21 protein-coding genes and 3 pseudogenes are annotated in these 26,242 nt (G+C 63.5%); 11 read left to right on the top strand and 13 right to left on the bottom strand.

Translation table 11 applies throughout. From position 1 onward, the window contains the following. The 10 genes and pseudogenes from trpC to B3P22_RS03770 all read right to left on the bottom strand — a co-directional run. Positions 1-247: pseudogene (gene trpC / locus B3P22_RS03820) on the bottom strand (indole-3-glycerol-phosphate synthase TrpC); the annotation flags it as partial. Beyond that, positions 244-1,290, bottom strand: a complete 1,047-nt coding sequence (gene trpD / locus B3P22_RS03815; protein WP_197856932.1) for an anthranilate phosphoribosyltransferase — start codon at positions 1,288-1,290, stop codon at positions 244-246. The gene trpD and the pseudogene trpC, both read right to left, overlap by 4 nt. Next, on the bottom strand, positions 1,287-1,883 hold the full coding sequence (locus tag B3P22_RS03810) for an aminodeoxychorismate/anthranilate synthase component II (protein ID WP_296269953.1): 597 nt from the start codon (positions 1,881-1,883) through the stop codon (positions 1,287-1,289). The genes trpD and B3P22_RS03810 overlap by 4 nt, the downstream gene beginning before the upstream one ends. 13 nt (positions 1,884-1,896) lie before the next feature. Next, positions 1,897-3,387: an anthranilate synthase component I gene (gene trpE, locus B3P22_RS03805; protein WP_296269952.1), complete on the bottom strand. Its 1,491-nt coding sequence runs from the start codon at positions 3,385-3,387 to the stop codon at positions 1,897-1,899. A gap of 66 nt (positions 3,388-3,453) precedes the next feature. Continuing rightward, positions 3,454-4,381 (bottom strand): annotated as a pseudogene (locus tag B3P22_RS03795) (phosphoglycolate phosphatase). Then, positions 4,378-5,052 carry a ribulose-phosphate 3-epimerase gene (gene rpe / locus B3P22_RS03790; RefSeq protein ID WP_275547406.1) on the bottom strand — a complete coding sequence of 225 codons (675 nt, stop codon included), beginning with the start codon at positions 5,050-5,052 and terminating at the stop codon, positions 4,378-4,380. The pseudogene B3P22_RS03795 and the gene rpe overlap by 4 nt, the downstream one beginning before the upstream one ends. A gap of 335 nt (positions 5,053-5,387) precedes the next feature. Next, positions 5,388-6,839, bottom strand: coding sequence for an NADP-dependent succinate-semialdehyde dehydrogenase (gabD, locus tag B3P22_RS03785; RefSeq protein ID WP_296269950.1), 1,452 nt, complete (start codon positions 6,837-6,839; stop codon positions 5,388-5,390). Between the two features lie 53 nt (positions 6,840-6,892). Further along, entirely contained in the window at positions 6,893-8,272 is a 1,380-nt protein-coding gene (locus B3P22_RS03780; RefSeq protein WP_296269949.1) for a hypothetical protein, read from the bottom strand. 78 nt (positions 8,273-8,350) lie between these two features. Then, the gene (locus B3P22_RS03775; RefSeq protein ID WP_296269958.1) at positions 8,351-9,499 is read right to left on the bottom strand and encodes an iron-containing alcohol dehydrogenase; all 1,149 of its coding nucleotides are present in this window, start codon (positions 9,497-9,499) and stop codon (positions 8,351-8,353) included. A gap of 179 nt (positions 9,500-9,678) precedes the next feature. Then, positions 9,679-11,049, bottom strand: a complete 1,371-nt coding sequence (locus B3P22_RS03770; protein WP_296269948.1) for a sigma-54 interaction domain-containing protein — start codon at positions 11,047-11,049, stop codon at positions 9,679-9,681. A 226-nt stretch (positions 11,050-11,275) separates the two neighbouring features. Between B3P22_RS03770 and B3P22_RS03765 the strand changes: the two genes are divergently transcribed. Further along, the gene (locus tag B3P22_RS03765) at positions 11,276-12,265 is read left to right on the top strand and encodes an alpha/beta hydrolase family protein (protein ID WP_296269947.1); all 990 of its coding nucleotides are present in this window, start codon (positions 11,276-11,278) and stop codon (positions 12,263-12,265) included. On the opposite strand, the gene B3P22_RS03760 is transcribed toward B3P22_RS03765, so the two are convergent. The 3 genes from B3P22_RS03760 to B3P22_RS03750 are packed head-to-tail and all read right to left on the bottom strand — an operon-like array spanning position 12,262 to position 14,717. After that, positions 12,262-13,023: a DnaJ domain-containing protein gene (locus B3P22_RS03760; protein ID WP_296269946.1), complete on the bottom strand. Its 762-nt coding sequence runs from the start codon at positions 13,021-13,023 to the stop codon at positions 12,262-12,264. The genes B3P22_RS03765 and B3P22_RS03760 overlap by 4 nt on opposite strands. Beyond that, positions 13,024-13,695 (bottom strand): N-acetylmuramate alpha-1-phosphate uridylyltransferase MurU, encoded by a 672-nt coding sequence (gene murU, locus B3P22_RS03755; protein ID WP_296269945.1) that lies wholly within the window; start codon positions 13,693-13,695, stop codon positions 13,024-13,026. Then, on the bottom strand, positions 13,692-14,717 hold the full coding sequence (locus B3P22_RS03750) for an aminoglycoside phosphotransferase family protein (RefSeq protein WP_296269944.1): 1,026 nt from the start codon (positions 14,715-14,717) through the stop codon (positions 13,692-13,694). The genes murU and B3P22_RS03750 overlap by 4 nt, the downstream gene beginning before the upstream one ends. A gap of 124 nt (positions 14,718-14,841) precedes the next feature. On the opposite strand from B3P22_RS03750, the gene B3P22_RS03745 reads away from it, so the two are divergent. The 10 genes and pseudogenes from B3P22_RS03745 to B3P22_RS03700 all read left to right on the top strand — a co-directional run. Then, on the top strand, positions 14,842-17,604 hold the full coding sequence (locus B3P22_RS03745; protein ID WP_296269943.1) for an LPS-assembly protein LptD: 2,763 nt from the start codon (positions 14,842-14,844) through the stop codon (positions 17,602-17,604). Then, entirely contained in the window at positions 17,585-18,877 is a 1,293-nt protein-coding gene (locus B3P22_RS03740; protein WP_296269942.1) for a peptidylprolyl isomerase, read from the top strand. Before B3P22_RS03745 ends, B3P22_RS03740 begins: the two co-directional genes overlap by 20 nt. Before the next feature lie 97 nt (positions 18,878-18,974). Then, a complete protein-coding gene (gene pdxA, locus B3P22_RS03735; RefSeq protein ID WP_296269941.1) occupies positions 18,975-19,970 on the top strand; it encodes a 4-hydroxythreonine-4-phosphate dehydrogenase PdxA in 996 nt (331 codons plus the stop codon). Positions 19,971-20,083: 113 nt separating this feature from the next. Further along, positions 20,084-20,893, top strand: a complete 810-nt coding sequence (gene rsmA / locus B3P22_RS03730) for a 16S rRNA (adenine(1518)-N(6)/adenine(1519)-N(6))-dimethyltransferase RsmA (RefSeq protein WP_296269940.1) — start codon at positions 20,084-20,086, stop codon at positions 20,891-20,893. Positions 20,894-20,922: 29 nt separating this feature from the next. Beyond that, positions 20,923-21,303, top strand: a complete 381-nt coding sequence (apaG, locus tag B3P22_RS03725) for a Co2+/Mg2+ efflux protein ApaG (protein WP_275547420.1) — start codon at positions 20,923-20,925, stop codon at positions 21,301-21,303. Then, positions 21,303-22,152: pseudogene (locus B3P22_RS03720) on the top strand (symmetrical bis(5'-nucleosyl)-tetraphosphatase); the annotation flags it as partial. The gene apaG and the pseudogene B3P22_RS03720, both read left to right, overlap by 1 nt. Positions 22,153-22,161: 9 nt before the next feature. Continuing rightward, a complete protein-coding gene (glpE, locus tag B3P22_RS03715; RefSeq protein WP_275547422.1) occupies positions 22,162-22,491 on the top strand; it encodes a thiosulfate sulfurtransferase GlpE in 330 nt (109 codons plus the stop codon). Between the two features lie 283 nt (positions 22,492-22,774). Continuing rightward, complete coding sequence (locus B3P22_RS03710) at positions 22,775-24,697, top strand: PrkA family serine protein kinase (RefSeq protein ID WP_197856913.1); 1,923 nt, start codon at positions 22,775-22,777, stop codon at positions 24,695-24,697. Between the two features lie 99 nt (positions 24,698-24,796). Next, the gene (locus tag B3P22_RS03705) at positions 24,797-26,068 is read left to right on the top strand and encodes a YeaH/YhbH family protein (protein WP_197856912.1); all 1,272 of its coding nucleotides are present in this window, start codon (positions 24,797-24,799) and stop codon (positions 26,066-26,068) included. 10 nt (positions 26,069-26,078) lie between these two features. Next, positions 26,079-26,242 (top strand): SpoVR family protein (locus B3P22_RS03700; RefSeq protein WP_419096408.1); only part of this gene is annotated, 164 nt, incomplete at its 3' end.

Below are 26,242 nucleotides of genomic sequence, written 5' to 3'. Positions count from 1 at the left end.
GGGCAATATCGGCCGGGACTGAGTCGGCGCGCAGCATGCCCTTGCTGTGCGAAGCTTTCGTGCTCTCGGCGATCACGGCCGGCTGCTTGCGCGCAGCCTGTTCCAGCCGCGCGCGGGCGAAGCCACGCGGTGCGTCGGCACTGCGCGCAGCGGCCTCGAGTTCGGCGAGGCTGACCTGGGCACGGCGCGCCGCGACTTCCTCGAACTTACGGGCGACGATCTTTTCCAGTACGGTTGGCACGTTCACCCTTCGTTCTCCTGTTTGAATACCGCAGTAAAGGAGACTAGCTCCTCCAGCTTCTCGCGCGCCAGCCCGGTGTGCAGGGCATCGTGCGCCAGCTGCACGCCTTCGCGCAGGCTGCTGGCATGGTCGGCGGCGTACAGCGCGGCGCCGGCGTTGAGCACGATCATGTCGGCAGCCTTCTGGCCATTCTCGGTCTTGCGCCGACCCAGTGCGTCGCGGATCAGTTCCAGCGACTGCTCGGCATTGTCGACGGTCAGGCCGATCAGGCTCTGGCTCTTGATGCCGAAATCCTCGGGCTGGATACGGTACTCGCTGACCTTGCCGTCCTTGAGTTCGGCGACGAAGGTCGGCGCAGCCAGGCTGATCTCATCCAGACCATCCTGCGCATGCACCACCAGCACGTGCTCGCTGCCCAGGCGCTGCAGCACCTCGGCCATGGGGCGGCACAGTGCCTGGCTGAACACGCCGATGACCTGATGCTTGGCGCCCGCCGGATTGGTCATCGGGCCGAGCATATTGAAGATGGTACGCAGGCCCAGCTCGCGACGCGGGCCAATGGCATGCTTCATCGCGCCGTGATGGGACGGGGCGAACATGAAGCCAACGCCGACGCTCTCGACGCAGCGCGCCACCTGCTCGGGCTGGAGCCCCAGGTAAACGCCGGCCGCTTCGAGCAGATCGGCGCTGCCGCTCTTGCCGGAGACCGCGCGGTTGCCGTGCTTGGCCACCTTGCCGCCAGCCGCCGCGACGACGAAAGCCGCCGCGGTGGAGACGTTGAAGATGTTCATGCCGTCGCCGCCAGTGCCGCAGGTGTCGACTAGGCGCTCGGCGTCGATCACCACCGGTGCAGCCAGTTCGCGCATGACGCTGGCGGCACCGACGATCTCGTCGATGGTCTCGCTCTTCATGCGCATGCCCATGAGGAAGGCGCCAATCTGCGCATCGGTGCACTGGCCGGTCATGATCTCGCGCATGACCGCCTGCATTTCCTCGGTGGTCAGATCGAGTTGGGCGACGATTCGGTTGAGGGCTTCCTTGATATTCATGCGCGCACGCCTCCGGTCTGCTTGAGGAAGTTGGCGAACAGTTCGTGGCCCTGCTCGGTGAGGATGGACTCGGGGTGGAACTGCACGCCCTCGACGTTCAGGGTCTTGTGGCGCAGGCCCATGATCTCGTCGACCAAGCCGTCTTCATGCTGCGTCCAGGCGGTGATCTCCAGGCAATCCGGCAGGGTTTCGCGCTTGACCACCAGGGAATGATAGCGGGTCACGGTGAGCGGCTTGTTAAGGCCGGCGAACACGCCCTTGTCTTCATGGAACACCGGGCTGGTCTTACCGTGCATCACCTGGCGCGCGCGTACCACGTCGCCGCCGTAGGCCTGGCCGATGCTCTGGTGGCCGAGGCAGACGCCGAGGATCGGCAGCTTGCCGGCAAAATGCAGAATGGCCTCGATAGACACGCCCGCCTCGGTCGGCGTGCACGGGCCAGGCGAGACGACGATGTGCTCGGGCTTGAGTGCTTCGATCTCGGCGATGCTCAGCTCGTCGTTGCGAATCACGTGCACGTCGGCGCCCAGCTCACCCAGGTACTGCACGACGTTGTAGGTGAAGGAGTCGTAGTTGTCGATCATCAAAAGCATGGTACGGCTCCTGTTATTCCTGGGCCTGGACGGCAGTCTGTTCGGCGAGCGCAACGGCGCGGAACATGGCGCGGCGCTTGTTCAGGGTTTCTTCCCACTCCAGGGCGGGCACCGAGTCGGCGACGATGCCGGCGCCGGCCTGCACGTGCAGCTCAAAGTCCTTGATCACCGCGGTGCGGATGGCAATGGCGGTGTCCATGTTGCCGTTCCAGGCGTAGTAGCCGACCGCGCCGCCGTAGACGCCGCGCTTGACCGGTTCGAGCTCGTCGATGATTTCCATGGCGCGGATCTTCGGCGCACCGGACAGGGTGCCGGCCGGCAGGATGGCACGCAGCGCGTCCATCGCCGACAGTTCGGGTTTGAGCTGACCGGTGACGTTGGAAACGATGTGCATGACGTTGGAATAGCGCTCGATGACCATCTTCTCGGTGAGCTTGACCGAGCCGACCTGCGACACGCGGCCAGTGTCGTTACGGCCCAGGTCGATGAGCATCAGGTGCTCGGCGATTTCCTTGGCGTCGGACAGCAGGTCGTCTTCCAGCGCCTTGTCCGCCTCTTCGCTGGCGCCGCGCGGGCGGGTACCGGCGATGGGGCGCACGGTGACCAGACCGTCCTCGACGCGCACCAACACTTCCGGCGAACTGCCGACCACATGAAAGTCACCGAAGTTGAAGAAGTACATATAAGGCGTCGGGTTGATGCAGCGTAGCGCGCGGTACAGGTCGATCGGTGCCGCCTTGAACGGAATCGACATGCGCTGGGAGATCACCACCTGCATGCAGTCGCCGGCCAGGATGTACTCCTTAATCGAACGGACCGCCGCCTCGTAGTCGCCCTGGCTGTAGCTGGAGCGGAACGCCGGCTCCTCGCCCGGCGGCGCGGACAGGTCCACACCCAGGCGCGGGATAATCGGCTGGCGCAGCTTGTGCAGGATCTCGCGCAGGCGCGCATGGCCTTGCTCGAAGGCATCCGGCTGAGCCGGATCGGCGAGGACGATGCCGTGCATCTTGCCGGCCAGGTTGTCGAACACCACCACGGCGTCGGACACCATCAGCAGGATATCCGGCGTACCCAGCGCATCGGGATTCACCCCGGCAGCCAGCTTGGGCTCGACGTAGCGCACGCTGTCATAGCCGAAGTAACCCACCAGGCCGCCGTTGAAGCGCGGCAGACCGGCAATGGTCGGCACCTTGTAGCGCGCCTTGAACTGCTCGACGAACTCCAGCGGGTCGGCGCATTGGTGACGCTCGGCCTCGACGCCGTCGGTGCTCACCACCACGTCATGGCCATGCACGCGCAGCACGGTGCGCGCCGGCAGGCCGATGATCGAATAACGGCCCCATTTCTCGCCGCCCTGCACGGATTCGAGCAGGTAGGAATTGGGCGCGTCGGCCAGCTTCAGGTAGATGGACAGCGGCGTGTCGAAATCCACCAAGGTTTCGCAGGCCAGGGGAATGCGGTTGTAGCCTTCAGCGGCTAAACGCAGGAATTCTTCATGGGTCATGATCAGCCTCATGGCTCGGGGAAAACGGTCGGGTGCAAACGGGCCGCGCGCAGCGGCAGGACGAAATCAGGCGCGCCAGCGCCAACGGGCCAGGGCCTTGATGACCTTCATCCAGAGTTTGCAGCTAACCACCACGGTGCGATCTCGACAGGCGGGGGAATAAGGAGAGCGGCCAAGGTAGCAGCTACAAGCCAAGCGCTGCAAGCGGGGCAAAGCGATAGCTTGGCAGGAGCGCATCTATCCGCGATCTCAATCGCCAGTTTCGCGGATAAATCCGCTCCTACAAAAGCCGAATGGCGCAGCTGAAGATTCGTCAGAGCAACTCGGCGAGGTTGTCGACCACCAGGTTCGGTTTCTCTTCGGTGATCGGGCGGCCATGATTATAGCCGTAGCTCACCGCGACGCAGGGCACGCCAGCGGCATGAGCGGCCAGCACATCGTTGCGCGAGTCGCCGACGAACAGTGATTGCGATACCTTGACACCCGCCAAGCGCATCACCTGGAGCAACGCAGCCGGGTCGGGTTTCTGCTGCGGCAGGGTGTCGCCGCCGATGATCCAGCGGAAATAACCGCCCAGGCCGACCTGCTCCAGCAACGGCGCGACGAAGCGCTCCGGCTTGTTGGTCACCACCGCCAGTTCGACGGCAGCGGTGCTCAGGGCTTCGAGCAGCTCGTGCACACCGGGGTACAGCGCGGTCAGGTCATGACAGTCGGCGTAGATATCAAGAAAGCGCGCCAGCGCCTGCTCCGTCTCGGCCTCGCCCACCGCGGAATGATCCAGGCCACCGGCCAGGGCGCGCCGCACCAGCACGCGGGCGCCGTTGCCGACCCACTCGCGAACCTGTGCCGCGCCAGCCGGCGGGCGTCCCAGCTCGACCAGCATGCGGTCGACCGCTGCGGCCAGGTCAGGCACCGAGTCGATCAGCGTGCCGTCCAGGTCGAACATCACCAGGCGCGGCAGCTCACCGCCGCACAGCGCGCGCAACGGTTTCATCCACGCACCTGGGCCAGCTCGGCGCGCATGGCGTCGATCACAGCTTTGTAGTCCGGCTGGTTGAAGATCGCCGAGCCGGCGACGAAGGTGTCGGCGCCCGCCTCGGCGATCTCGCGGATGTTCTGCACATTCACGCCACCGTCGATTTCCAGGCGGATCTCGCGGCCACTGGCGTCGATCAGCGCGCGGGCTTCACGCAGCTTGTCGAGGGTGCCGGGGATGAACTTCTGCCCGCCGAAACCGGGGTTGACGCTCATCAGCAGGATCATGTCGACCTTGTCCATCACGTACTTGAGCACCTCCAGCGGGGTGGCCGGGTTGAACACCAGGCCGGCCTTGGCGCCGCCCGCCTTGATCAGCTGCAGCGAACGGTCGATGTGCTCGGAGGCTTCCGGATGGAAGGTGATGTATGAGGCACCGGCCTCGATGAAGTCACCGATGATGCGATCCACCGGCTTGACCATCAGGTGCGCGTCGATGGGCGCGGTGATGCCATATTTGCGCAGCGCCGAGCAGACCATCGGGCCGATGGTCAGGTTAGGCACGTAATGGTTGTCCATGACATCGAAATGCACGATGTCCGCCCCGGCGGCGAGTACGTTGTCCACTTCCTCACCCAGGCGGGCGAAGTCGGCGGAAAGGATCGACGGGGCGATGGCGAAGGGTTGCATGGCGCACCTCTGAGTGCTGAATCACGGTGGCGCGCATTGTAGCGGCTCGAACACCATCTGGCAGCGCCGCCTGACCGCGGCGCGCACAAATGCCTCAGCCTGGCAGGCTCATCGCAGCCTGAGTCAACATAGGCAGGAGCAAGACAGAGCGCAGGGTGAGAGATGCCAAAGGCCGTCTATTCCTGCGGGGCTGAGGATCATTCGCGGACGAGTCCGCTCCCACGACTCGCGCCTTTGTAGGAGCGGACTTGTCCGCGAGCTTTCCTGCTGAGAGGAGTCGTTCAGCGAGCGTGACTGTCGCGGCTAAAGCCCCCTCCCACGGCATTCCCCGTACTTCAGATACTCAGGCAGAGGTACTTGATCTCCAGATACTCGTCCAACCCGTACTTGGAGCCCTCACGGCCCAGGCCGGAGGCCTTGATGCCGCCGAACGGCGCCACTTCGTTGGAGATCAGCCCGGTATTGATGCCGACCATGCCGTACTCCAGCGCCTCGCCGACGCGGAAGGCGCGGCCCAGGTCGCGAGTGTAGAAGTAACCGGCCAGGCCGAACTCGGTGTCGTTGGCCTGGCGGATCACTTCAGCTTCGTCGCTGAAGCGGAACAGCGGCGCCAGCGGGCCGAAGGTCTCCTCACGGGCTACGCGCATGTCCGGCGTCACGTCGACCAGCACGGTGGGCTCGAAGAAGTTGCCGCCCAGCGCCTGACCACCCTGCAGCACCCTGGCGCCCTTCTCCAGGGCATCGGCCAGATGGCTCTGCACCTTGGCCACGGCATTGGCGTCGATCAGCGGGCCGGTAGTCACACCCGCTTCAGTGCCCTGGCCGACCTTGAGCCCTGCTACCGCTGCCGCCAGTTTCTCGGCGAAGGCGTCGTACACGCCGTCCTGTACATAGATACGGTTGGCGCAGACACAGGTCTGCCCGGCATTGCGGTACTTGGCGACCATGGCGCCCTCGACCGCCGCATCCAGATCGGCATCTTCGAAGACGATGAACGGCGCATTGCCGCCCAACTCCAGGGATAGTTTCTTGAGGGTCGGCGCGCACTGCTCCATCAGCTTGATGCCGACACCGGTGGAGCCGGTGAACGACAACTTGCGCACGGTGGGGTTGGCGCACAGCTCACCGCCCACCTCACGGGAGCGCTCGGCGTCGGCCGGCAGTACGCTGAACAGCCCGGCCGGGATACCGGCACGTTCGGCCAGCACGGCCAGGACCAGGGCGCTGAACGGCGTCTGCGGCGCCGGTTTTAGCACCATGGCGCAGCCGGCGGCCAGGGCAGGGCCGGCCTTGCGGGTGATCATCGCCGCCGGAAAATTCCACGGGGTGATCGCCGCGGCCACGCCGATCGGCTCCTTGGTGACGATCAGGCGCTTGTCCGGCTGGTGGCCGGGAATGGTGTCGCCATAGACGCGCTTGGCTTCCTCGGCGAACCACTCGATGAAGGAGGCGGCGTACAGCACTTCGCCACGGGCTTCGGCCAGCGGCTTGCCCTGTTCGGCGGTCATGATCTGCGCCAGGTCTTCCTGGTTGGCGAGCATCAGCTCGTACCATTTGCGCAGGCGCGCGGCGCGCTCCTTGCCGGTCAGCGCACGCCAGGCCGGTTGCGCGGCCTGGGCGGCCTCGATGGCGCGGCGGGTTTCGGCTGCGCCCAGGTTCGGCACATGGCCCAGGGAGTCACCATTGGCCGGGTTGAAGATTTCCGTGACGGCACCGTCGGGTGCTTCGCACCACTGGCCGTCGATATAGGCCTGGTGGCGCAGCAGATCGGGATCGTTGAGTTTCATGCACTACTCCTGCAGCCGGAGACACAAGGCCCCGGCTGGTCAATTCGAAAGGATCACTCGCCGGGCGGCAGATCCTTGGTGAAGGTCTGGTCGTTCTCGCCACGGAACATCTGCGCGCCATAGATCAGCACGCAGAGGCCGACGCCGATGGCGAAGGCCCAGCCGGCGCCCTTGATCGCCAGCACCGCGCCGATCACCCCGGCGATGCCCAGGTCACGCTGGCTGCGCGCTTCCATGATGCCCAGGCGCACGCTGACGTAGCCCTGGATCAGCAGGGTCAGCGCCAGTGCCACACCGAGAATCGGCTGCAGCAGGGTGACCACCGGCAGCAGCAACAGGCCAGTGTTGGTGCCCCAGCGGAACGAGCCGACGCCGCCGTAGATGGACTTCATCGCCTGGGCGCCCCCCTTGAAGCGCTCGGTGATCACCACCTGCATGGCCGACCACTGCGGGCCGCACATAGCCACATCCGGGCCTAAAATGCTCATGAAGGCGTTGCGCCCGCCAAAGATCATGTGCGAGCGGTTGGGGTTGAAGTCGACCTTCTCGTCACTGCGGATATGGTCGGCCTCGGAGAGGATCGCCCTGGCGCCCAGCACGTCACCGAACACCACCAGGTAGGCAGCGAATACGGTAGGAATGGCGGTGACGAACATCATCAGCGGCGGCATGCCGAGGCCGAACACGGTGTATTCGTTCCACAGGGTGACGAAGTCCGGCTTGCTGATGCCCCACTCGATGTTCGGCCACGGCGCCTCACCGAAGATCGGCGCGACGAACACGGCCAGCAGGATGATCGGGAAGATGCCCAGCTTGGCGAAGTTCCACCAGAAGCGGCTGCGCTTCTTCAATTGCTGGAAGTGCAGGGAGAACACCAGGTAGAAGGCGATGCCGACCGCGATCGAGATGGTCCAGGGGAAGCTGTCGAAGCGCCCGCCTTCCTTGAACACGGTGAGCACCGCACTGAGGCCGGCGCCCATGATGATGCCGGCCTTGAGCGCCGAGGGCACCAGCGACACCACCTTGCGCGCCATGCCCGTCATCCCCAGCCCTATGGAGAACGCCCCCAGCATCAACTGGAAGGCAATCAGCGCATGCACCCGCTCCGGGCCCTCCGGGAACTGGCTGCAGTAGGCCATCAGCAGGGGGATCGCCGGGGTGATCCAGCCCGGCACCACCGGGTCGCCCAGCAGGTGGTGGGTCAGGTACAGCAGGCCGTTGAGCATGACCACCGCCAGTGCTACCTCGAAGGGCATGCCGAGGAATTCGGTCATCAGCGGAATGGCCGCCAGGTCCACCGCGCACATGAGCAGGCCCTGCATGTAGTCGGAGAGCTCAAAGCGGTAGTGAATGAAAGGCAGACGTACCTTGAATGGCCCCAGCGGCCAGTACGGGGCTTCGACGCCCAGGTCTTGTTGATGCAGTTCGGACATTTGAATCACCCAGCTTTATTAGAGTTGTAAGCAGCAAGCCCCGGCATGACCGGGGCTATCGTTCATCGATTGTTGAAATCAGTAGGCGGCGCGGTAGATCTGCTCGATGTCGCCAGCGGTTAGACGCCGCGGGTTGTTGCGCATCAGGCGGTCGATCTTGCTGGCCTCCTCGGCCATGGCCGGGATGGCGTCCTCGGGCACGTTGAAGCTGCGCATACCCTTGGGAATGTCGACGCTGGCGCACAGCTCGGCCATGGCCTCGACGGCCAGGTCGGCAGCGGCCTTGTCGCTCAGACCGTGAGTCTGCACGCCGAGAGCGGCGGCGATCCCGGCCATGCGCTCGACGCAGGCCAGCTTGTTCCAGGCCATCACGTAGGGCAGCAGCAGGGCGTTGCTGACGCCATGGGCGATGTTGAAGCGCCCGCCCAGCGGATAGGCCAGGGCGTGCACGGCGCCAACCCCGGCGTTGCCGAAGGCCATGCCGGCCATCAGGCTGGCGGTGGCCATGTCTTCACGCGCCTTCAGGTCGGCCGGATTGGCGTAAGCCTTGGGCAGCGCCTTGGCGATCAGCTTGATGGCGCCGATGGCCAGGGCGTCAGTGATCGGCGAGGCATTGACCGACAGGTAGGATTCCACCGCGTGCACCAGGGCATCGACGCCACTGGCGGCGGTCACACTGCGCGGGCAGGTCAGGGTCATCACCGGACTGACCAGGGCGACGTCGGGCAGCAGGTAGTCGCTGACGATGCCCTTTTTCAGCTGCGCCTTCTTGTCCGACAGGATCGACACGTTGGTCACTTCCGAGCCGGTGCCGGCGGTGGTCGGGATGGCGATCAGCGGCGGGCCCTTGCGCTTGATCTGGTCGACACCGAACAACTCCTCCAGTGCGCCGTCGTGACCGACATAGCCGGCGACTGCCTTGGCGATGTCGATGGCGCTGCCGCCGCCGACGCCGATCAGGCCATCGTGACCGCCGTCGCGGTAAACCTTGGCGCAGGCCTCGACGATGGCGATTTCCGGCTCAGGCTCCACGCCGTCGAAAATGCCGTAGGCACGCTCGCCAAGCTGCTTGAGCACGTGGTCCACGGTGCCGGATTTGATCAGGATGGCGTCGGTGACGATCAGCGGGTTGGCGATGTTCAGGCGGGGCAGTTCGTGCGCCAGTTGCTCAACGGCGCCCTGGCCGGTCAGCAGCTTATTGGCGATCTTGAAGGCAGCAGTACTCATCATCAGGCCCTTTTGTGCATTGTGAAAACTGGACGGGTTCGGGCCCTGCCATAGCGATTCCTGTGCCAGATCGCGCAAACCTGCGTGATAGAAGGCTTGCGTCGTTTTGTCACAGCTCAAACCAGCGCCGTATCGATCAGAAAATCAATCAAAAGACGGCTATCCGATCCATTTTCCAATCAACCCTGTTCCCAGCGTTTCATCTTCTGCACCAGCGTCGCCTGGCTTAGACCAAGGGCCTTGGCCGCCTCGCGGGTGGTCTTGTGTTGCACCAGTGCCTTGCGGATCAAGCGCCGCTCCAGATTCTCCACTTGCTTACGCAGCGGCAGCAGAACGTCGCCAGCACCGTCGTGGCGAACCATGCGCACCTCATCAGGCAGATCGAACAACTCGATGGTCTCACCGATGCAGGTGACCACGAGGCGCTCGACCAGGTTGATCAGCTCACGGATATTGCCCGGCCAGGCGTAGTCGGTGAGCGCATCCAGGGCTTCCAGCTCCCAGGTCAGCGATCGTCCATAGCGCTGGTTGAACTCGGCAAGATAGAACTGAAGCAGCGGCTGAACCTCATCGGCCCGCTCGCGTAATGCGGGTATATGAATGGGCACCACATTGAGCCGATAGTAGAGATCAGCGCGAAAGCGACCATCGGCGACCATCTGGCGCAGGTCGTGGTGGGTGGCGGTGATGATGCGCACGTCTACCTCTTTCAGCTCTAGTCCACCGACTGGGATGAAGCGGCTCTCCTCGATCACCTTGAGCAGCTTGACCTGCAACGCCAGCGGCAGGTCGCCGATCTCGTCGAGAAACACCGTGCCCTGGTTGGCCAGCTCCAGCAGACCGCGCTTGCCCTTGCTGCCGGCGCCGGTGAAGGCGCCCGGCACATAGCCGAACAGCTCGGCCTCGATCAGGTTTTCCGGCAGCGCACCGCAATTGAGCGCCAGGAACGGCTGCGCCGCGCGTGGGCTGCTCTTGTGGATGTACTGGGCGATCAGCGTCTTGCCGACACCGGTTTCCCCCTGCAGCAACACCTTCACATCACTGGCCGCGACCTGCCGGGCCTGGCCAAAAACCCGCCCCGAAGCCGGACGATCGGCCACCGGCGAGGCATGCAGCAGATCGTCACGCTGACCGGCATGCAGCTTCGCCGTGCTGTTGCGCAGCTGCTTGAGCTGCTGCAGCTCGTCGCGCTCGTGCTTGATACGCAGCAGTTCGGTCATGTCTCGCACGGTGCTGACCACGTAACGCACCTGGCCATCGGCAGCGAAGATCGGCGTGCCGCTGACCAGCAGGCGCTTGCCCTGACTGACGCTCTGCATCAGCGACAGCGCCTTGCCCTCCTTGAGCACGCGCAGCGACACCGACTGGGAGATGACGCCCTGCTCCACCAGCGCCTGCATGTGCTGGCCGACCACATCTTCGCTACGCAGCCCGGTCAGGCGTTCGTAGGCGCTGTTGACCTTAAGAGTGATGCCATCGGCATCGGTGATGTAGAGGCCATCGTGCAGCGCATCGATCAGCTCGCGAAATCCGGGATCATCGAAGTCCATCTGGCCGCCTTGTTATACGGAATAAAGTTAAGACAGGGTGGCATTCTACGCCTAGAAACCAAGACCTCCTGCTCTGCATCTGCTGCCAACCACCTCGCCAGGCAACAGAAATCGCCAACGTCAGGGAGCGATATCAACATCGCTGCGTCGAGCGTCGGGCCAATATCGCCTGACAAATACGGAGCTCGACATTAGGCTCTTTAGCAGCCCCCAAGGAGCCTCACCGATGCGCCCTCATTCACTCGCACTGCTCGGTCTCTGCCTGTTCTGCGCCGCCACCAGTTGGGCGCAGGAATCACCCGAGGATGCACAGAACACGGCGCCCGGAGAAACAGACACGCCCGCAGCGAACGAACGTCCGTTATTGCCCGAGCGCAGCGTCAGCGACGCGCAGACGCTGGAACGACGCCTGGACAAACGTGAACAGCAATTGCTGCAGGCCGGCGCCGAGAGCTTCCTCGCCCTGTGGTTGCCCGCCAACGTTGGCGAGCCCAGTGGCGCGGTGATCCTGGTGCCCGACGATGTGGAGAATGCCGATGGTGCGGCAGCGGTCGGTCCGCTGAGGCGCAAACTGCCCGATGCTGGCTGGCACAGCTTGAGCCTGACGCTGCCGGACCCGGACGGCGACCCGCTGCCGCTACGGAGCACAACCGCTGCGCCCGCAGAAATCGAAACGCCTTCCACCGAGAGCGCTCCTGCTACCGAGCCGCCGCCCGAAACGCCCGACGACGGCGCACAGCAAGTAGACGACAGCGCGATCAGCCCCGAGCAACGGCGCCAGGCGCACGTCGAGCGCGTGATGGCGCGCCTCGAAGCCGCCATCGCCTTCGCCGAACAGCAGCAGGCCAGGGAAATCGTGCTGCTGGGCCATGGCAGCGGCGCTTACTGGGCCGCGCGTTACCTGAGCGAACGCAAGCCGGCCAATGTACACAATCTTCTGATGGTGGCGGCCGAGCTGCCTGCCGGCTTCGCTCCGCCGCTGGACGAGCTGGTTGCACAGCTGCCGGTAGCCAGCGGCGACTTCTATTACAAGGATCAAGCCACCGACCGCAGCGCAGCCCTGAAACGCCTGCAGGCGAGCAAACGGGCCAAATTACCTACCTACATCCAGGTGTCGATGAAAGCTCTGCCGGGGAATCTGGACGTGCAGCAGGAGCAGCTCTACCGCCGCCTGCGCGGCTGGCTGCAGCTGCATATTCGCGCCTCGGGCGGCTAGCGAATCGCCCGGCGCTGACGGATCAGCGCATAGGCCTGATGCAACTGGCGAGTGGTTTCGGTCGCTTCACGAATGCGCTCAGGCGAAGCGCCGGAGCCGGCCAGTTTGTCCGGGTGATGACGACTGAGCAGGCGCCGATAGGCGCGCTTTATTTGCTCGGGCTCGCTGCCCTCGTTGACGCCCAGCAGGCGCAGCGCTTCCTGATAACTGCCACCCGTCGGAGCCGGTTGCTGGCTGCGGCGCGGCGCGTATTCCTCGCCCAGGCTATCGAGCCGCGCACTGTCCCAGCCAAGCCACTTGCCCCACAGCAGGATCAACTCGCGTTCACTGGACGATACCCGGCCGTCGACCCAGGCCATGCGCCAGCAGGCCCGGAGCATCGCCTCGGCGCGCTGACGCTGGCGCTGCAGCGGCCTGCGCAGGTTGTCTCGCCCGGTCTTGCCGCGGGCGAAAGCCTCGATGGCGCGGCGCTGTCCGACCGGGTCCAGTCCCAGTCGCTGCATTTCCGCGCGCGCCTGCTGAATATGGCTTTGCACCACGCGGCCCTCGCTCTTGGCCAGGCGCCCCAACATCAGAAACAGCAGGTCGTCATCCGCCGGCGCCGCCCGACCACCCAGACGTTCGCGCAGGTTATCCCAGTCATGCAGACGCAGGCGGCGATCGAGCACCTGCCCCAGCAGGCCGCCAAGCAAGGCGCCCGGAATGCTGGCCAGGGCCAACCCGGCCGCAGCGCCTAGCAGAGTCGCCGGCCAGAGCACCTAGCGCGCCTCCTGCAGCAGTCGCTCGACTTCGGCCAGGCGCTCGTGCGTGCCGACATCGATCCAGCAGCCGCCGTAATGCTCGCCGCTGACCTGCCCTGACGCCATCGCCTCACGCAGCAACGGCGCCAGCTTGAAGGCACCAGGCGCAGACGCGCCGAACAAACGCGGATGCAGCACGGCGAGACCGCTGTATGTCAACCGCTCGCCTGCCGCCTCGCCGTCATGAACCTGGCCAGTCGACAAGGTAAAGTCGCCCTGCGGGTGATGCGCCGGGTTATCCACGAGAACCAGATGCGCCAGACCGGTGAGCGGCTGGCGCAACGCGGCAAAGGCGTAGTCGGTGAAGATATCGCCATTGACCACCACGAAGGGCTCGTTGCCTAGCAAGGGCAATGCCTTGAAGATGCCGCCGCCGGTCTCCAGTGGCTCACCTTCGGCTGAATAGGCGATACGTACGCCAAAGCGCGAGCCATCGCCGAGGTAATCCTCGATCTGCTGGCCCAGCCAGGCGTGATTGATCACCAACTCGGTGAAACCGGCGGCGGCCAGGGCCCGGACGTGATATTCGATCAACGGCACCCCAGCCGCTTTCACCAACGGTTTCGGCGTGTGCAAGGTCAACGGACGCATGCGCTCACCCTTGCCGGCGGCGAGGATCATCGCCTTCATGCACGCGCCCCTTCTTCTATCGCCAGGCTGCCGAACAGTTCTCCCAGCTCGGCCAGCTCCGGCCGACGCGCCAGCACCGCCTGGATATAGGCGAAGAAACGCGGTACGTCGCTCAGATACTTGGGCTTGCCGTCGCGGTGACAGATGCGCGCGAAGATGCCAATGACCTTGAGATGACGCTGCACGCCCATCAGGTCGCTGGCCCGCAGAAAGTCTTCGAAAGAGGCCTGCACCGGGATACCCGCCGCCCTGGCGCGCTGCCAGTAGTCCTGCAGCCAGCCTTGCACACGCGCCTCGGGCCAGCTGAGGAAGGCATCCTTGAACAGGCAGGTGATGTCGTAGGTGACCGGACCGTTGACCGCATCCTGAAAATCCAGCACACCGGGGTTGGGCGTGCTCTGCATCAGATTGCGCGGCATGAAATCGCGGTGCACCACAACCTTGGGCTGCGCCAGGGCGCTGTCGATCAACAGTTGGCTGACGCGTTGCCAGACGGCTTCCTGCTCGGCGGTAAAGGCGCGCCCCAGGTGGCGCTGTACGTACCACTCGGGGAAAAGCTGCACTTCACGACGCAGCAAGGCGTCGTCGTAATGGGGCAGCTTGTCATCAAGCGGCAAACGCTGCTGCTTCAGCAGGGCTTCGATGGCTGCGTCGAACAGCTCATCGGCGTTGTGCTCGTCGATCACGTCCAAGTAGGTGTTGCGCCCCAGATCATCGAGAAGCAGAAAGCCCTGATCCAGATCGGCGGCCAGTACCTGCGGTACATGCACGCCAGCACTGGCCAGCAGGGCAGCGATACGGACGAACGGCTCGCAGTTTTCCTGGGGGGGCGGTGCGTCCATCAGGATCAGGCTGCGTTCACCCGCCTGCCAGCGGAAATAGCGGCGAAAACTGGCGTCGCTGCTGGCGGGAGTGAGTTCGGCGGCAGGCACCACACCCCAGCCGCGAGCGGCGAACAGAGAGGGCAGTTGCCCGGCGAGCCAGGCTTGCAGCTGTTGCAGACGTACATCGTGTTCAGACATCAAGGGGTCTCCGACGGCGCTAGCCGTTGCGCGGGTCATGCTTTATTATCCAGCATCTTTTTCAGCCCATCGAGAGGCGTGCGGCCCCTGGGCCGGTAGCGCGCAGGAAGCCCGGACTAACAAGATGGCAGTAAAACACCCCGCGTTCCGCAAGAAATTCCCACTGCTGGTTACCGGCAGTTTTCTGGCCTTACAGCCCGTGTTCAGCCTACAGTCCTTTGCCGCCGAGCAATACGATTGCCAGGCGTCGCCAACGGGCGGCTGGGCATGCGCGCCGAAATCAGCCGCCAGCGCCCTGCCACCACGTCCGGTGCACAGCCGCGACGCCGTCAGCAGCGGCGGCACGACCAGCGAGGCCGTAGCCAAGCAGGACGCCGCGCCGGTGCTGGTGACCGAGAGCAAGGGCCGCGCCCTCGCTTCGCGCAGCCCTGACTACAGTCACTTGGACTGGGTACCGCGCGATAAGTTGACCGCAGCGCAGTTGGCCGAAGCCGGCCCCTACTGCGCGGGTGCCTACATAGAGCCGCTGCGTCCGGGCATGGACGACACCACGCCGTTGGACGAGTCGCCGATGTTCGTGTCTGCCAAGGCCTCGCGCTTCGAGCAGGAAAAACAGATCGCCACCCTCGCTGGCGATGTCATCCTGCGCCAGTCCGGCATGCAGGTCGAGGCCGACGAAGCCAGTCTGCACCAGACGGAAAACCGTGGTGAGCTGGTTGGCAACGTGCGTCTGCGAGACAAGGGCACCCTGGTGGTCGGCGACCGCGCCGAACTGCAGCTGGATAACGGCGAAGCCCGTATCGACAATGCCGAATACGTGATGCATCAGGCACACGTGCGTGGCAGCGCGCTCTACGCCAAGCGTGAAGAGACCGCGATCATCCGTCTCAAGGACGGCACCTACACCCGTTGCGAGCCGGGCGACAATGCCTGGCACCTGAAGGGCAACAACGTCACGCTGAACCCGGCGACCGGCTTCGGCACCGCGACCAACGTGACGCTGCGGGTCAAGGACATACCGGTGTTCTACACCCCGTACATCTACTTCCCGATCGACGATCGCCGGCAGTCCGGCTTCCTGCCGCCTAGCTTCGGTACTTCCAGCGATACCGGTTTCTCGCTGCAAACGCCTTACTACTTCAACCTGGCGCCGAACTACGACGCCACGCTGTATCCGACCTACATGGCCAAGCGCGGCCTGCTGATGGAAGGCGAGTTCCGCTACCTCACCGAAAGCAGCGAAGGTCAGGTCGGCGGCGCCTGGCTGAACGACAAGGAAGACGAGCGTGAACTGCAGTCCGAGTACGAAGACCAGCGCTGGATGTACAGCTGGCAGCACAGACAGGGGCTGAACTCGCGCCTGCTGGCTGAAGTCGACTACACCGATATAAGCGATCCTTACTACTTCCAGGATCTCAACACGGATCTGGGCATCGACCGACAAACCTACGTCGATCAGCGCGGTACATTGACCTATCGCGGTGACAGCTATACAGCTCGCCTTAATGCGCATGCCTATGAGCTGGCCAATATCACCGATGTAACGCCTTATGACCGCCTGCCGCAGATCACACTGGACGGCAAACTGCCTTTCAACCCAGGCGGCCTGGATTTCACCTACGGCACCGAGTACGTACGCTTCGACCGCAACCTGCGCTCGGGTAACTTCGTCAACAAAGAGGGTATCGAGGAGCAGAGCTGGTACGACACGCGTATCCAAGGCTTGGAGCGCGCCACCGGTGAACGCCTGCACCTGGAGTCGGGCGTCAGCCTGCCTCTGGACTGGACGTGGGGCTATATCAAGCCGAAGGTCAAATACCTGCAGACCAACTATGACCTCAGCCTGGATCAACAAGGCAAGAACACTCTGCTTGCCGAGCAGAATTACAAAGGCACCCAAAGCCGTGGTGTTGGCCTGTTTAGCCTCGACAGCGGCCTGTATTTCGACCGTGACACCCAGCTGTTTGGCAAGGATTTCCGGCAAACCCTGGAACCGCGCGCTTTCTATCTGTACGTACCGGAAGAGGATCAGACGGACATTCCGATCTTCGACACCGGCGAGCCTACCTTCAGCTACGCCTCGCTGTGGCGTGAGAACCGTTTCAGCGGCAAGGACCGCATCGGTGATGAAAACAAGCTATCGCTGGGCGTGACCAGCCGCTGGATCGAGCCGAACGGCTTCGAACGCCAGCGCGCCAGCCTAGGCCAGGCCTTCTATTTCGAAGATCGCAAGGTGCAATTGGCCGGCATCGACTACCGAGGTCGCCAGGATGCGACCTCTGACGTATCGCCGTATGCACTGGAGTACCTGTATCGCTTCAATCGCGACTGGCGCTTCTCCTCGACCCTCAATTGGGATCCGGACGAGCGCGCCACCCGCTCGGGCAGCGCGATGTTCCATTACCAGCCGGAAGCCAACCCGAACAAAGTGGTCAACCTCGGTTATCGCTATCGCAACGACACCGTGCGTTATGACCGTGACACCGGGCGCTGGACCACCAACCCGGACTATGGCGTGCCCGGTAGCCCCAACTACATCAAGAACTACTACAAGATCGACCAGCATGACTTCTCCGTCATCTGGCCGCTGGCTCCGCAGTGGAGCCTGATCTCGCGCTGGCAGTACGACTACGGCCGCAACCGTACCCTCGAAGCCTTCGGTGGCTTCGAGTACGACAGCTGCTGCTGGAAGCTGCGCCTGATCAACCGCTACTGGATCGATTACGACGAGGTCAGCCTCGACCCGGCGCGCAACGACGAGCCGGACCGCGGTATCTTCCTGCAGATCGTCCTCAAGGGCCTCGGCGGCGTTACCGGCAGCAAGGTAGAAACTTTCCTCGACCAAGGCATTCAAGGTTACCGTGAACGTGAAGACCAAGCTTTCTGATCGCCTGCGCCCCCTGCTGTTGGGCGCAGCGCTGCTGGCGGCAACGGCTCAGGCCCAAGTCCGCCCCCTGGACCGCGTCGTGGCTATCGTCGATAACGACGTCGTCATGCAGAGCCAGCTCGATGCTCGCCTGCGCGAGGTTCAACAGACCATCGACAAGCGCGGCGGCGCCCTGCCACCGGAAGGTGTTCTGGGTCAGCAGGTACTTGAGCGTCTGATCATCGAGAACATTCAGCTGCAGATCGGCGAACGCTCCGGCATTCGCATCACCGACGAAGAGCTGAACCAAGCCATGGGCACCATCGCCCAGCGCAACGGCATGAGCCTGGAGCAGTTCCGCGATGCCCTGGCGCGTGACGGCCTGTCCTATGCCGACGCCCGCGACCAGGTGCGCCGCGAGATGATCATCAGCCGCGTGCGTCAGCGCCGCGTGGCCGAGCGCATTCAAGTCACCGACCAGGAAGTGCAGAACTTCCTCGCGTCCGATCTGGGCAAGATGCAATTGTCGGAAGAATTCCGCCTGGCCAACATCCTGATTCCGGTCTCCGAAGGCGCGTCTTCCAGCGAAATCCAGGCCGCCGACCGTCAGGCACAGGAGCTGTATCAGCAGTTGCAGCAGGGTGCAGACTTTGGCCAGCTGGCCGTCTCTCGCTCGGCCAGCGAGAACGCCCTGGAAGGCGGCGAGATGGGCTGGCGCAAGGCCGGTCAGTTGCCTCCACCGTTCGACAGCATGATCAGTCAGCTGAACCCCGGCGAAGTCACCGAGCCGGTGCGTACGCCGGGCGGTTTCATCATCCTCAAGCTGATCGAGAAGCGTGGCGGCGACACCCAGGTGCGTGACGAGGTGCATGTTCGCCATATCCTGATCAAGCCCAGCGAAATCCGCAGCGAAGAAGAAACCCGCCGCCTGGTCGAGCGCCTCTATCAGCGCATCATCGATGGTGAGGATTTTGCCGAACTGGCGAAGAGCTTCTCGGAAGATCCGGGTTCGGCACTCAATGGCGGAGATCTGAACTGGATCGACCCCAATGCGCTGGTGCCCGAGTTCCGCGAGGTGATGAACAACACCGCCAGCGGCGAGTTGTCCAAGCCGTTCAAAAGCCCTTACGGTTGGCACGTGCTGCAAGTCATGGGCCGCCGCGCCACTGACAGCAGCGCGCAGTTCCGCGAGCAGCAAGCTGCCAACCTGCTGCGCAACCGCAAGTACGACGAGGAACTGCAGGCCTGGCTGCGCCAGATCCGCGACGAAGCCTACGTCGAAACCAAGCTGTAACAGCCGTTTCGAACACAAGAGCCCGGCCCAGTGCCGGGCTTTTTCGTTCTTGGCCAGGCAGCGTAAACTGGCGCTCCACGTCATAGCGAGAGCGACCATGACTGCGCAGCAATGCTTTGCCCTCACCCCAGGCGAACCCGCCGGCATCGGCCCCGATCTCTGCCTGCTACTGGCTCAGCAGGCCCAGCCTGCGCCCCTGGTTGCCATCGCCAGCCGCGAACTGCTGGCCGAGCGCGCAGCGCAACTGGGGCTGGATATCCAGTTGCTGAAGGCCGGCCCGGAGCACTGGCCTGATCGCCCGGCGGCAGCAGGCGCGCTGTATGTCTGGGATACGCCACTGGCAGCCCCCGCCACACCGGGCAAACTGACCTCCGCCAACGCCGCCTACGTGCTGGAAACCCTCACTCGCGCGGGCCAGGGCTGCCTGGATGGCACCTTCGCCGCCATGATCACGGCCCCCGTGCACAAGGGCGTGATCAACGAGGCAGGCATCGCGTTTTCTGGCCACACCGAGTTTCTCGCCGAGCTGACCCATACCGAGCAGGTGGTAATGATGCTGGCGACCCATGGCTTGCGCGTCGCGCTGGTCACCACCCACTTACCTCTAAAGGATGTCGCGGCCGCCATCACCGCCGAGCGCCTGGAACGCGTCACCCGCATCCTGCACACCGACCTGCAAACCAAGTTCGGCATCGCCGAGCCGCGCATCCTGGTCTGTGGGCTCAATCCACACGCGGGCGAAGGCGGCCATATGGGCCGAGAGGAAATCGAGGTCATCGAGCCGAAGCTGGCGCGTCTGCGCGGCGAAGGTATGAACCTGATCGGCCCATTGCCGGCCGACACCCTGTTCACCCCGAAGTATCTTGAACGTGCCGATGCCGTACTGGCCATGTATCACGACCAGGGCCTGCCAGTGCTCAAGTTCAAGGGGTTCGGCGCAGCGCTGAACGTCACCCTGGGCCTGCCGATCATCCGTACCTCCGTGGACCATGGCACCGCGCTGGATCTCGCCGGGACCGGCAATGTGGACATCGGCAGCCTGCAAGTAGCGCTGGAAACCGCCTACGAGATGGCCGCTAGCCGCAAGCAATGAACCGCTGAGGCCATGGCCCGCACCCGCGGCGCCATTCGCTGGTAGACTGTGCGACTTTCTTTTTTGCATCCAGCCTCGAGCACCCTGCCTCGAGGCGCTCCGCGGAGCCGCACATGTCCGAATACCAACACCGCGCGCGCAAGCGCTTCGGCCAGAACTTCCTGCATGACACCGGAGTGATCGACCGCATCCTGCGCGCCATCCGCGCCAAGGATGACGAGCGCCTGCTGGAAATCGGTCCGGGCCAGGGTGCCATCACCGAGGGCCTGCTCGGCAGCGGCGCGCAGCTCGATGTGATCGAACTCGACCTCGACCTGATCCCCATCCTGCAAGGCAAGTTCGGCGACAACCCTCGCTTTCGCCTGAATCAGGGCGACGCGCTGAAATTCGACTTCGCCCGCCTCGAAGCCGCGCCACGCAGCCTGCGCGTGGTCGGCAACCTGCCCTACAACATCTCCACGCCGCTGATTTTCCATCTGCTGGACAACGCGCCGCTGATCCGCGACATGCACTTCATGCTGCAGAAGGAAGTGGTCGAGCGTATGGCCGCCGGCCCAGGCGGTGGCGACTGGGGCCGCCTGTCGATCATGGTGCAGTACCACTGCCGTGTGGAACATCTGTTCAACGTCGGCCCCGGCGCCTTCAACCCGCCACCCAAGGTGGACTCGGCCATCGTGCGCCTGGTACCGCATGAAACCCTGCCACACCCGGCCAAGGACCATCGCCTGCTCGAACGCGTGGTGCGTGAGGCCTTCAACCAGCGCCGCAAGACCCTGCGCAATACACTCAAGCAGTTGCTGCCGGCCGAAGCCATCGAGGCTGCCGGCGTCGACGGCAGTCTGCGCCCCGAGCAGCTGGACCTGGCTGCCTTCGTCCGTCTGGCCGACCAACTGGCCCTGCAGCCCTCCGCTGCGCAGGACTAAACTGCAATCAAGCTCAACGGATCACGCGCATGTCCGACCCTCGTTATCAGATCGACGTCAGCGTCACTACCCGCTATCTGGCTGCGCAATCGCAGCCGGAGCAGAGCCGCTACGCGTTCTCCTACACCGTGACCATCGTCAATAACGGCGAACTGCCGGCCCAGTTGCTGTCGCGCCACTGGATCATCACCGATGGCGACGGCCGCGTGCAGGAAGTCCGCGGCGCCGGCGTGATCGGCCAGCAACCGCATATCGAACCGGGCGCCAGTCATACCTACAGCAGCGGAACGGTGATGACATCCCAGGTCGGCACCATGCAGGGCAGTTACCAGATGCTCGCCGAGGACGGCAAACGCTTCGACGCCTCCATCGCACCGTTCCGCCTGGCGGTGCCCGGAGCGCTTCACTGATGGCCGTCTATGCCGTCGGCGACCTGCAGGGCTGCCTGAAACCGCTCCAGTGCCTGCTCGAGCAGGTGGCTTTCGATCCCGCACACGACCAGCTGTGGCTGGTGGGTGATCTGGTCAACCGCGGCCCGCAATCGCTGGAAACCCTACGCTTCCTCTACTCCATACGCCACGCGCTCACCTGCGTGCTGGGCAACCATGACCTGCATCTGCTGGCGGTGGCACATAACATCGAGCGCCTGAAGAAGGGCGATACGTTGCGCGAGATTCTCGACGCGCCGGATCGCAACGACCTGCTCGACTGGCTGCGCATGCAGAAGCTGGTGCACCACGATACCGAGCGCAAGGTGACCCTGGTGCATGCCGGCATTCCGCCACAGTGGACGCTGGCCAAGGCGCTGCGCCGCGCCGGCGAGGTCGAAGAGGTACTGCGTGACGACGCCCGCCTGCCGCTGTTCCTCGATGGCATGTACGGCAATGAGCCGGCCAAATGGAACAAGGACCTGCAAGGCGTCACCCGCTTGCGGGTGATCACCAACTATTTCACCCGCATGCGCTTCTGCACGGCGGATGGCACGCTGGACTTGAAAACCAAGGAAGGCATCGACAACGCGCCGCCCGGCTTCGCCCCCTGGTTCAGCCACCCGCAGCGCAAGATGCGTGGCGAGAAGATAATCTTCGGTCACTGGGCAGCGCTGGAAGGCAATTGCAACGAGCCAGGCCTCTACGCCCTGGATACCGGCTGCGTCTGGGGTAATGCAATGACCCTGCTCGATGTCGACAGCGGCACGCTGCACCGCTGTACCTGTCCCAAGCAATGAGCGCCCGAGGCGCCCCAAGGAATCACCGGAAGGCCCGAACATGAGCGAATTCAAGCGTATATCCCCACAACAGGCTCACGAGCTGCGCGCCCAGGGCGCCGTGGTGGTCGACATTCGCGACCCGCACAGCTTCGCCAACGGCCATATCAGCGGCTCGCGTCACCTGGACAACCACTCGCTGCATGACTTCATCACCCGCGCCGACCTCGACGCGCCGCTGATCGTGTCCTGCTACCACGGCAACTCCAGCCAGGGCGCGGCCGCCTATCTGGTGGGCCAGGGTTTCTCCGAAGTCTACAGTCTCGACGGCGGTTTCGAGCTTTGGCGCGCCACCTACCCAAGCGAAACGGCGCAAAGTTCCGAAGAATAAATTTCTTCATGCGGCAGGCCGCGCCCGCTCTGGCCTGCCGCCACTTCCCGATGCACGGTAACCGCCAGTTATCGTTTTCCCACCCTTGACGCTCTGCAGAACGAACTATCCTGTTACTCAGGCCATCCCACTGAAGGTAGAGCCGGCCAACCGGCATCGGGCCATCGGTAACGACTTTTAGGTTTTGGGGGATAGTTCCCGACTTCTTCGGAGCCGGCGCCACCCAGCACCTGCCTGCACGACCGATCCCGAGCCAGCTTTCAGCATCGAGCGAGGTGAAGTCATGAGCATTTTCAGTCACTTCCAACAACGTTTCGAGGCGACCCGCCAGGAGGAGTACTCGCTGCAGGAGTACCTCGAACTGTGCAAACAGGATCGCAGCGCGTACGCCACTGCGGCCGAGCGCCTGCTGATGGCCATTGGCGAGCCGGAGTTGCTGGACACCTCCAATGATCCACGGCTGTCACGCATCTTTTCCAACAAGGTGATCCGCCGCTATCCAGCCTTCGCCGACTTCCATGGCATGGAAGAATGCATCGACCAGATCGTCTCCTACTTCCGCCACGCTGCGCAGGGCCTGGAGGAGAAGAAGCAGATTCTCTACCTGCTGGGCCCGGTGGGTGGCGGTAAATCCTCGCTGGCCGAGAAACTCAAGCAACTGATGGAAAAAGTGCCCTTCTACGCCATCAAGGGCTCGCCGGTATTTGAATCGCCGCTGGGGCTGTTCAACGCCACCGAGGATGGCGCGATTCTCGAAGAGGACTACGGCATCCCGCGCCGCTACCTCAACTCGATCATGTCGCCCTGGGCCACCAAGCGCCTGCAGGAGTTCGGCGGCGATATCAGCCAGTTCCGCGTGGTCAAGCTCTACCCCTCGATCCTCAACCAGATCGCCGTGGCCAAGACCGAGCCGGGCGACGAGAACAACCAGGACATCTCGGCGCTGGTCGGCAAGGTGGACATCCGCAAGCTGGAGGAATACCCGCAGAACGACGCCGATGCCTACAGCTATTCGGGCGCACTGTGCCGGGCCAACCAGGGCCTGATGGAGTTCGTCGAGATGTTCAAGGCGCCGATCAAGGTGCTGCACCCGCTGCTGACGGCCACCCAGGAGGGCAACTACAACAGCACCGAAGGCCTTGGCGCGATCCCCTACAGCGGCATCCTCCTGGCCCACTCCAACGAATCGGAATGGCACAGCTTCCGCAACAACAAGAATAACGAAGCCTTCATCGACCGTATCTACATCGTCAAGGTGCCTTACTGCCTGCGCGTCACCGATGAAATCCGCATCTATGACAAGCTGCTGATCAACAGCTCGCTGGCCAGGGCGCATTGCGCGCCGGACACCCTGAAGATGCTCGCCCAGTTCAGCGTGCTGAGCCGTCTCAAGGAACCGGAAAACTCCAACATCTACTCGAAGATGCGCGTCTACGACGGCGAAAACCTCAAGGATACCGACCCCAAGGCCAAGTCGATTCAGGAGTACCGCGACTCGGCGGGCGTCGACGAAGGCATGAACGGCCTGTCGACCCGCTTCGCCTTCAAGATTCTCTCCAAGGTGTTCAACTTCGACCCGCACGAAGTGGCGGCCAACCCGGTGCACCTGCTCTACGTGCTGGAGCAGCAGATCGAGCAGGAGCAGTTCCCCGCCGAGGTACGCGAACGCTACCTGCGCTACATCAAGGAGTATCTGGCACCGCGCTACATCGAGTTCATCGGCAAGGAAATCCAGACCGCCTACCTGGAGTCCTACAGCGAGTACGGGCAAAACATCTTCGACCGCTACGTGCTGTACGCCGACTTCTGGATTCAGGATCAGGAATACCGCGACCCGGAGACCGGCGAGATCCTCAACCGCGTCGCCCTCAACGAGGAACTGGAGAAAATCGAGAAGCCGGCCGGCATCAGCAACCCGAAGGACTTCCGCAACGAGATCGTCAACTTCGTGCTGCGCGCCCGCGCCAACAACAACGGCAAGAACCCCACCTGGCTCAGCTACGAGAAGCTGCGCGTGGTGATCGAGAAGAAGATGTTCTCCAACACCGAGGACCTGCTTCCGGTCATCAGCTTCAACGCCAAGGGCAGCAAGGAGGATCAGCAGAAGCACAACGACTTCGTCAAACGCATGGTCGAGCGCGGCTACACCGAGAAGCAGGTGCGCCTGCTGTCGGAGTGGTATCTGCGCGTACGTAAATCGCAATAAAGCAGCTGCAAGCTGCAAGCGAAAGCTGCAAGCGAAAGCGCCTGGCTTTTTCACTTGTAACTTGTAGCTTGCGGCTTGCAGCTGCCCCGGGAGGGGCTTATGAGTTACGTGATCGACCGACGCCTCAACGGCAAGAACAAGAGCACGGTGAATCGCCAGCGCTTTTTGCGGCGTTACCGTGAGCACATCAAGAAGGCGGTGGAGGAAGCGGTCAGCCGGCGCTCCATCACCGACATGGAGCATGGCGAGCAGATCAGCATTCCCGGGCGCGATATCGACGAGCCGGTGCTGCATCACGGCCGCGGCGGCAAGCAGACCATCGTCCACCCCGGCAACAAGGAGTTCACCACCGGCGAACGTATTCCGCGCCCACAAGGCGGTGGTGGCGGACGCGGCAGCGGCAAGGCGAGCAACTCCGGCGAAGGCATGGACGAGTTCGTCTTCCAGATCACCCAGGAGGAGTTTCTCGACTTCATGTTCGAGGACCTGGAACTGCCCAATCTGGTCAAACGTCACCTGACCGGCGCCGAGACCTTCAAGACCGTACGCGCCGGCATCAGCAACGAAGGCAACCCGTCGCGCATCAATATCGTGCGCACCCTGCGCTCGGCCCATGCTCGGCGTATCGCCCTGTCCGGCTCCAGCCGCGCCAAGCTGCGCGAAGCCAAGGCCGAGCTGGAACGCCTGCGACGGGAAGAGCCGGACAACTTCGGCGATATCCAGGCCATGCAGGAGGAAATCGAACGCCTCAGCGCACGTATCCATCGCGTGCCCTTCCTCGATACCTTCGACCTCAAGTACAACCTGCTGACCAAGCAGCCCAACCCCAGCTCCAAGGCGGTGATGTTCTGCCTGATGGACGTCTCCGGCTCCATGACCCAGGCCACCAAGGACGTCGCCAAGCGCTTCTTCATCCTCCTGTACCTGTTCCTCAAGCGGAACTACGACAAGATCGATGTGGTGTTCATCCGCCACCACACCAGCGCCAAGGAAGTGGATGAGGAGGAATTCTTCTACTCCCGCGAAACCGGCGGCACCATCGTCTCCAGCGCCCTGAAGCTGATGCAGGAAGTGATGGCCGAGCGCTACCCGATCAACGAGTGGAACATCTACGCCGCCCAGGCTTCGGACGGCGACAACTGGAACGACGACTCCCCGGTATGCCGGGATATATTGATCAACCAGATCATGCCGTTCGTGCAGTACTTCACCTACGTCGAGATCACCCCACGTGAGCACCAGGCGCTGTGGTTCGAGTACGAACAGGTGGCCGAAGCCTTTGCCGACAGCTTCGCCCAGCAGCAACTGGTGTCCGCCGCGGACATCTACCCGGTGTTCCGCGAACTGTTCCAGCGTCGCCTGGTGAGTTGAGGGCCTAGCCATGAATGCCAGCACGAGAAAGCGCGAGCCGATTTCCACCGGTTCGGAATGGACCTTCGAGCTGATCCGCCAATACGACAAGGAAATCGCGCGCATCGCCGAACGCTATGCGCTGGACACCTACCCCAACCAGATCGAAGTGATCACCGCCGAGCAGATGATGGA

Source organism: Pseudomonas sp. UBA6323 (assembly GCF_002439135.1).
GTDB lineage: Bacteria > Pseudomonadota > Gammaproteobacteria > Pseudomonadales > Pseudomonadaceae > Aquipseudomonas.
This window is presented reverse-complemented; position numbering and strand designations above follow the sequence as displayed.

What these genes read in the sequence shown, in the direction of transcription:
- B3P22_RS03705 (WP_197856912.1), top strand. Translation starts at nt 24,797, where the DNA reads ATGAGTTACGTGATCGACCGACGCCTCAACGGCAAGAACAAGAGCACG.
- apaG (WP_275547420.1), top strand. Translation starts at nt 20,923, where the DNA reads ATGTCCGACCCTCGTTATCAGATCGACGTCAGCGTCACTACCCGCTAT.
- pdxA (WP_296269941.1), top strand. Translation starts at nt 18,975, where the DNA reads ATGACTGCGCAGCAATGCTTTGCCCTCACCCCAGGCGAACCCGCCGGC.
- rpe (WP_275547406.1), bottom strand. Translation starts at nt 5,052, where the DNA reads ATGCAACCCTTCGCCATCGCCCCGTCGATCCTTTCCGCCGACTTCGCC.
- B3P22_RS03770 (WP_296269948.1), bottom strand. Translation starts at nt 11,049, where the DNA reads ATGGACTTCGATGATCCCGGATTTCGCGAGCTGATCGATGCGCTGCAC.
- B3P22_RS03745 (WP_296269943.1), top strand. Translation starts at nt 14,842, where the DNA reads ATGGCAGTAAAACACCCCGCGTTCCGCAAGAAATTCCCACTGCTGGTT.
- glpE (WP_275547422.1), top strand. Translation starts at nt 22,162, where the DNA reads ATGAGCGAATTCAAGCGTATATCCCCACAACAGGCTCACGAGCTGCGC.
- trpD (WP_197856932.1), bottom strand. Translation starts at nt 1,290, where the DNA reads ATGAATATCAAGGAAGCCCTCAACCGAATCGTCGCCCAACTCGATCTG.
- murU (WP_296269945.1), bottom strand. Translation starts at nt 13,695, where the DNA reads ATGAAGGCGATGATCCTCGCCGCCGGCAAGGGTGAGCGCATGCGTCCG.
- rsmA (WP_296269940.1), top strand. Translation starts at nt 20,084, where the DNA reads ATGTCCGAATACCAACACCGCGCGCGCAAGCGCTTCGGCCAGAACTTC.
- B3P22_RS03775 (WP_296269958.1), bottom strand. Translation starts at nt 9,499, where the DNA reads ATGAGTACTGCTGCCTTCAAGATCGCCAATAAGCTGCTGACCGGCCAG.
- gabD (WP_296269950.1), bottom strand. Translation starts at nt 6,839, where the DNA reads ATGAAACTCAACGATCCCGATCTGCTGCGCCACCAGGCCTATATCGAC.
- B3P22_RS03765 (WP_296269947.1), top strand. Translation starts at nt 11,276, where the DNA reads ATGCGCCCTCATTCACTCGCACTGCTCGGTCTCTGCCTGTTCTGCGCC.
- trpE (WP_296269952.1), bottom strand. Translation starts at nt 3,387, where the DNA reads ATGACCCATGAAGAATTCCTGCGTTTAGCCGCTGAAGGCTACAACCGC.
- B3P22_RS03780 (WP_296269949.1), bottom strand. Translation starts at nt 8,272, where the DNA reads ATGTCCGAACTGCATCAACAAGACCTGGGCGTCGAAGCCCCGTACTGG.
- B3P22_RS03810 (WP_296269953.1), bottom strand. Translation starts at nt 1,883, where the DNA reads ATGCTTTTGATGATCGACAACTACGACTCCTTCACCTACAACGTCGTG.
- B3P22_RS03710 (WP_197856913.1), top strand. Translation starts at nt 22,775, where the DNA reads ATGAGCATTTTCAGTCACTTCCAACAACGTTTCGAGGCGACCCGCCAG.
- B3P22_RS03750 (WP_296269944.1), bottom strand. Translation starts at nt 14,717, where the DNA reads ATGTCTGAACACGATGTACGTCTGCAACAGCTGCAAGCCTGGCTCGCC.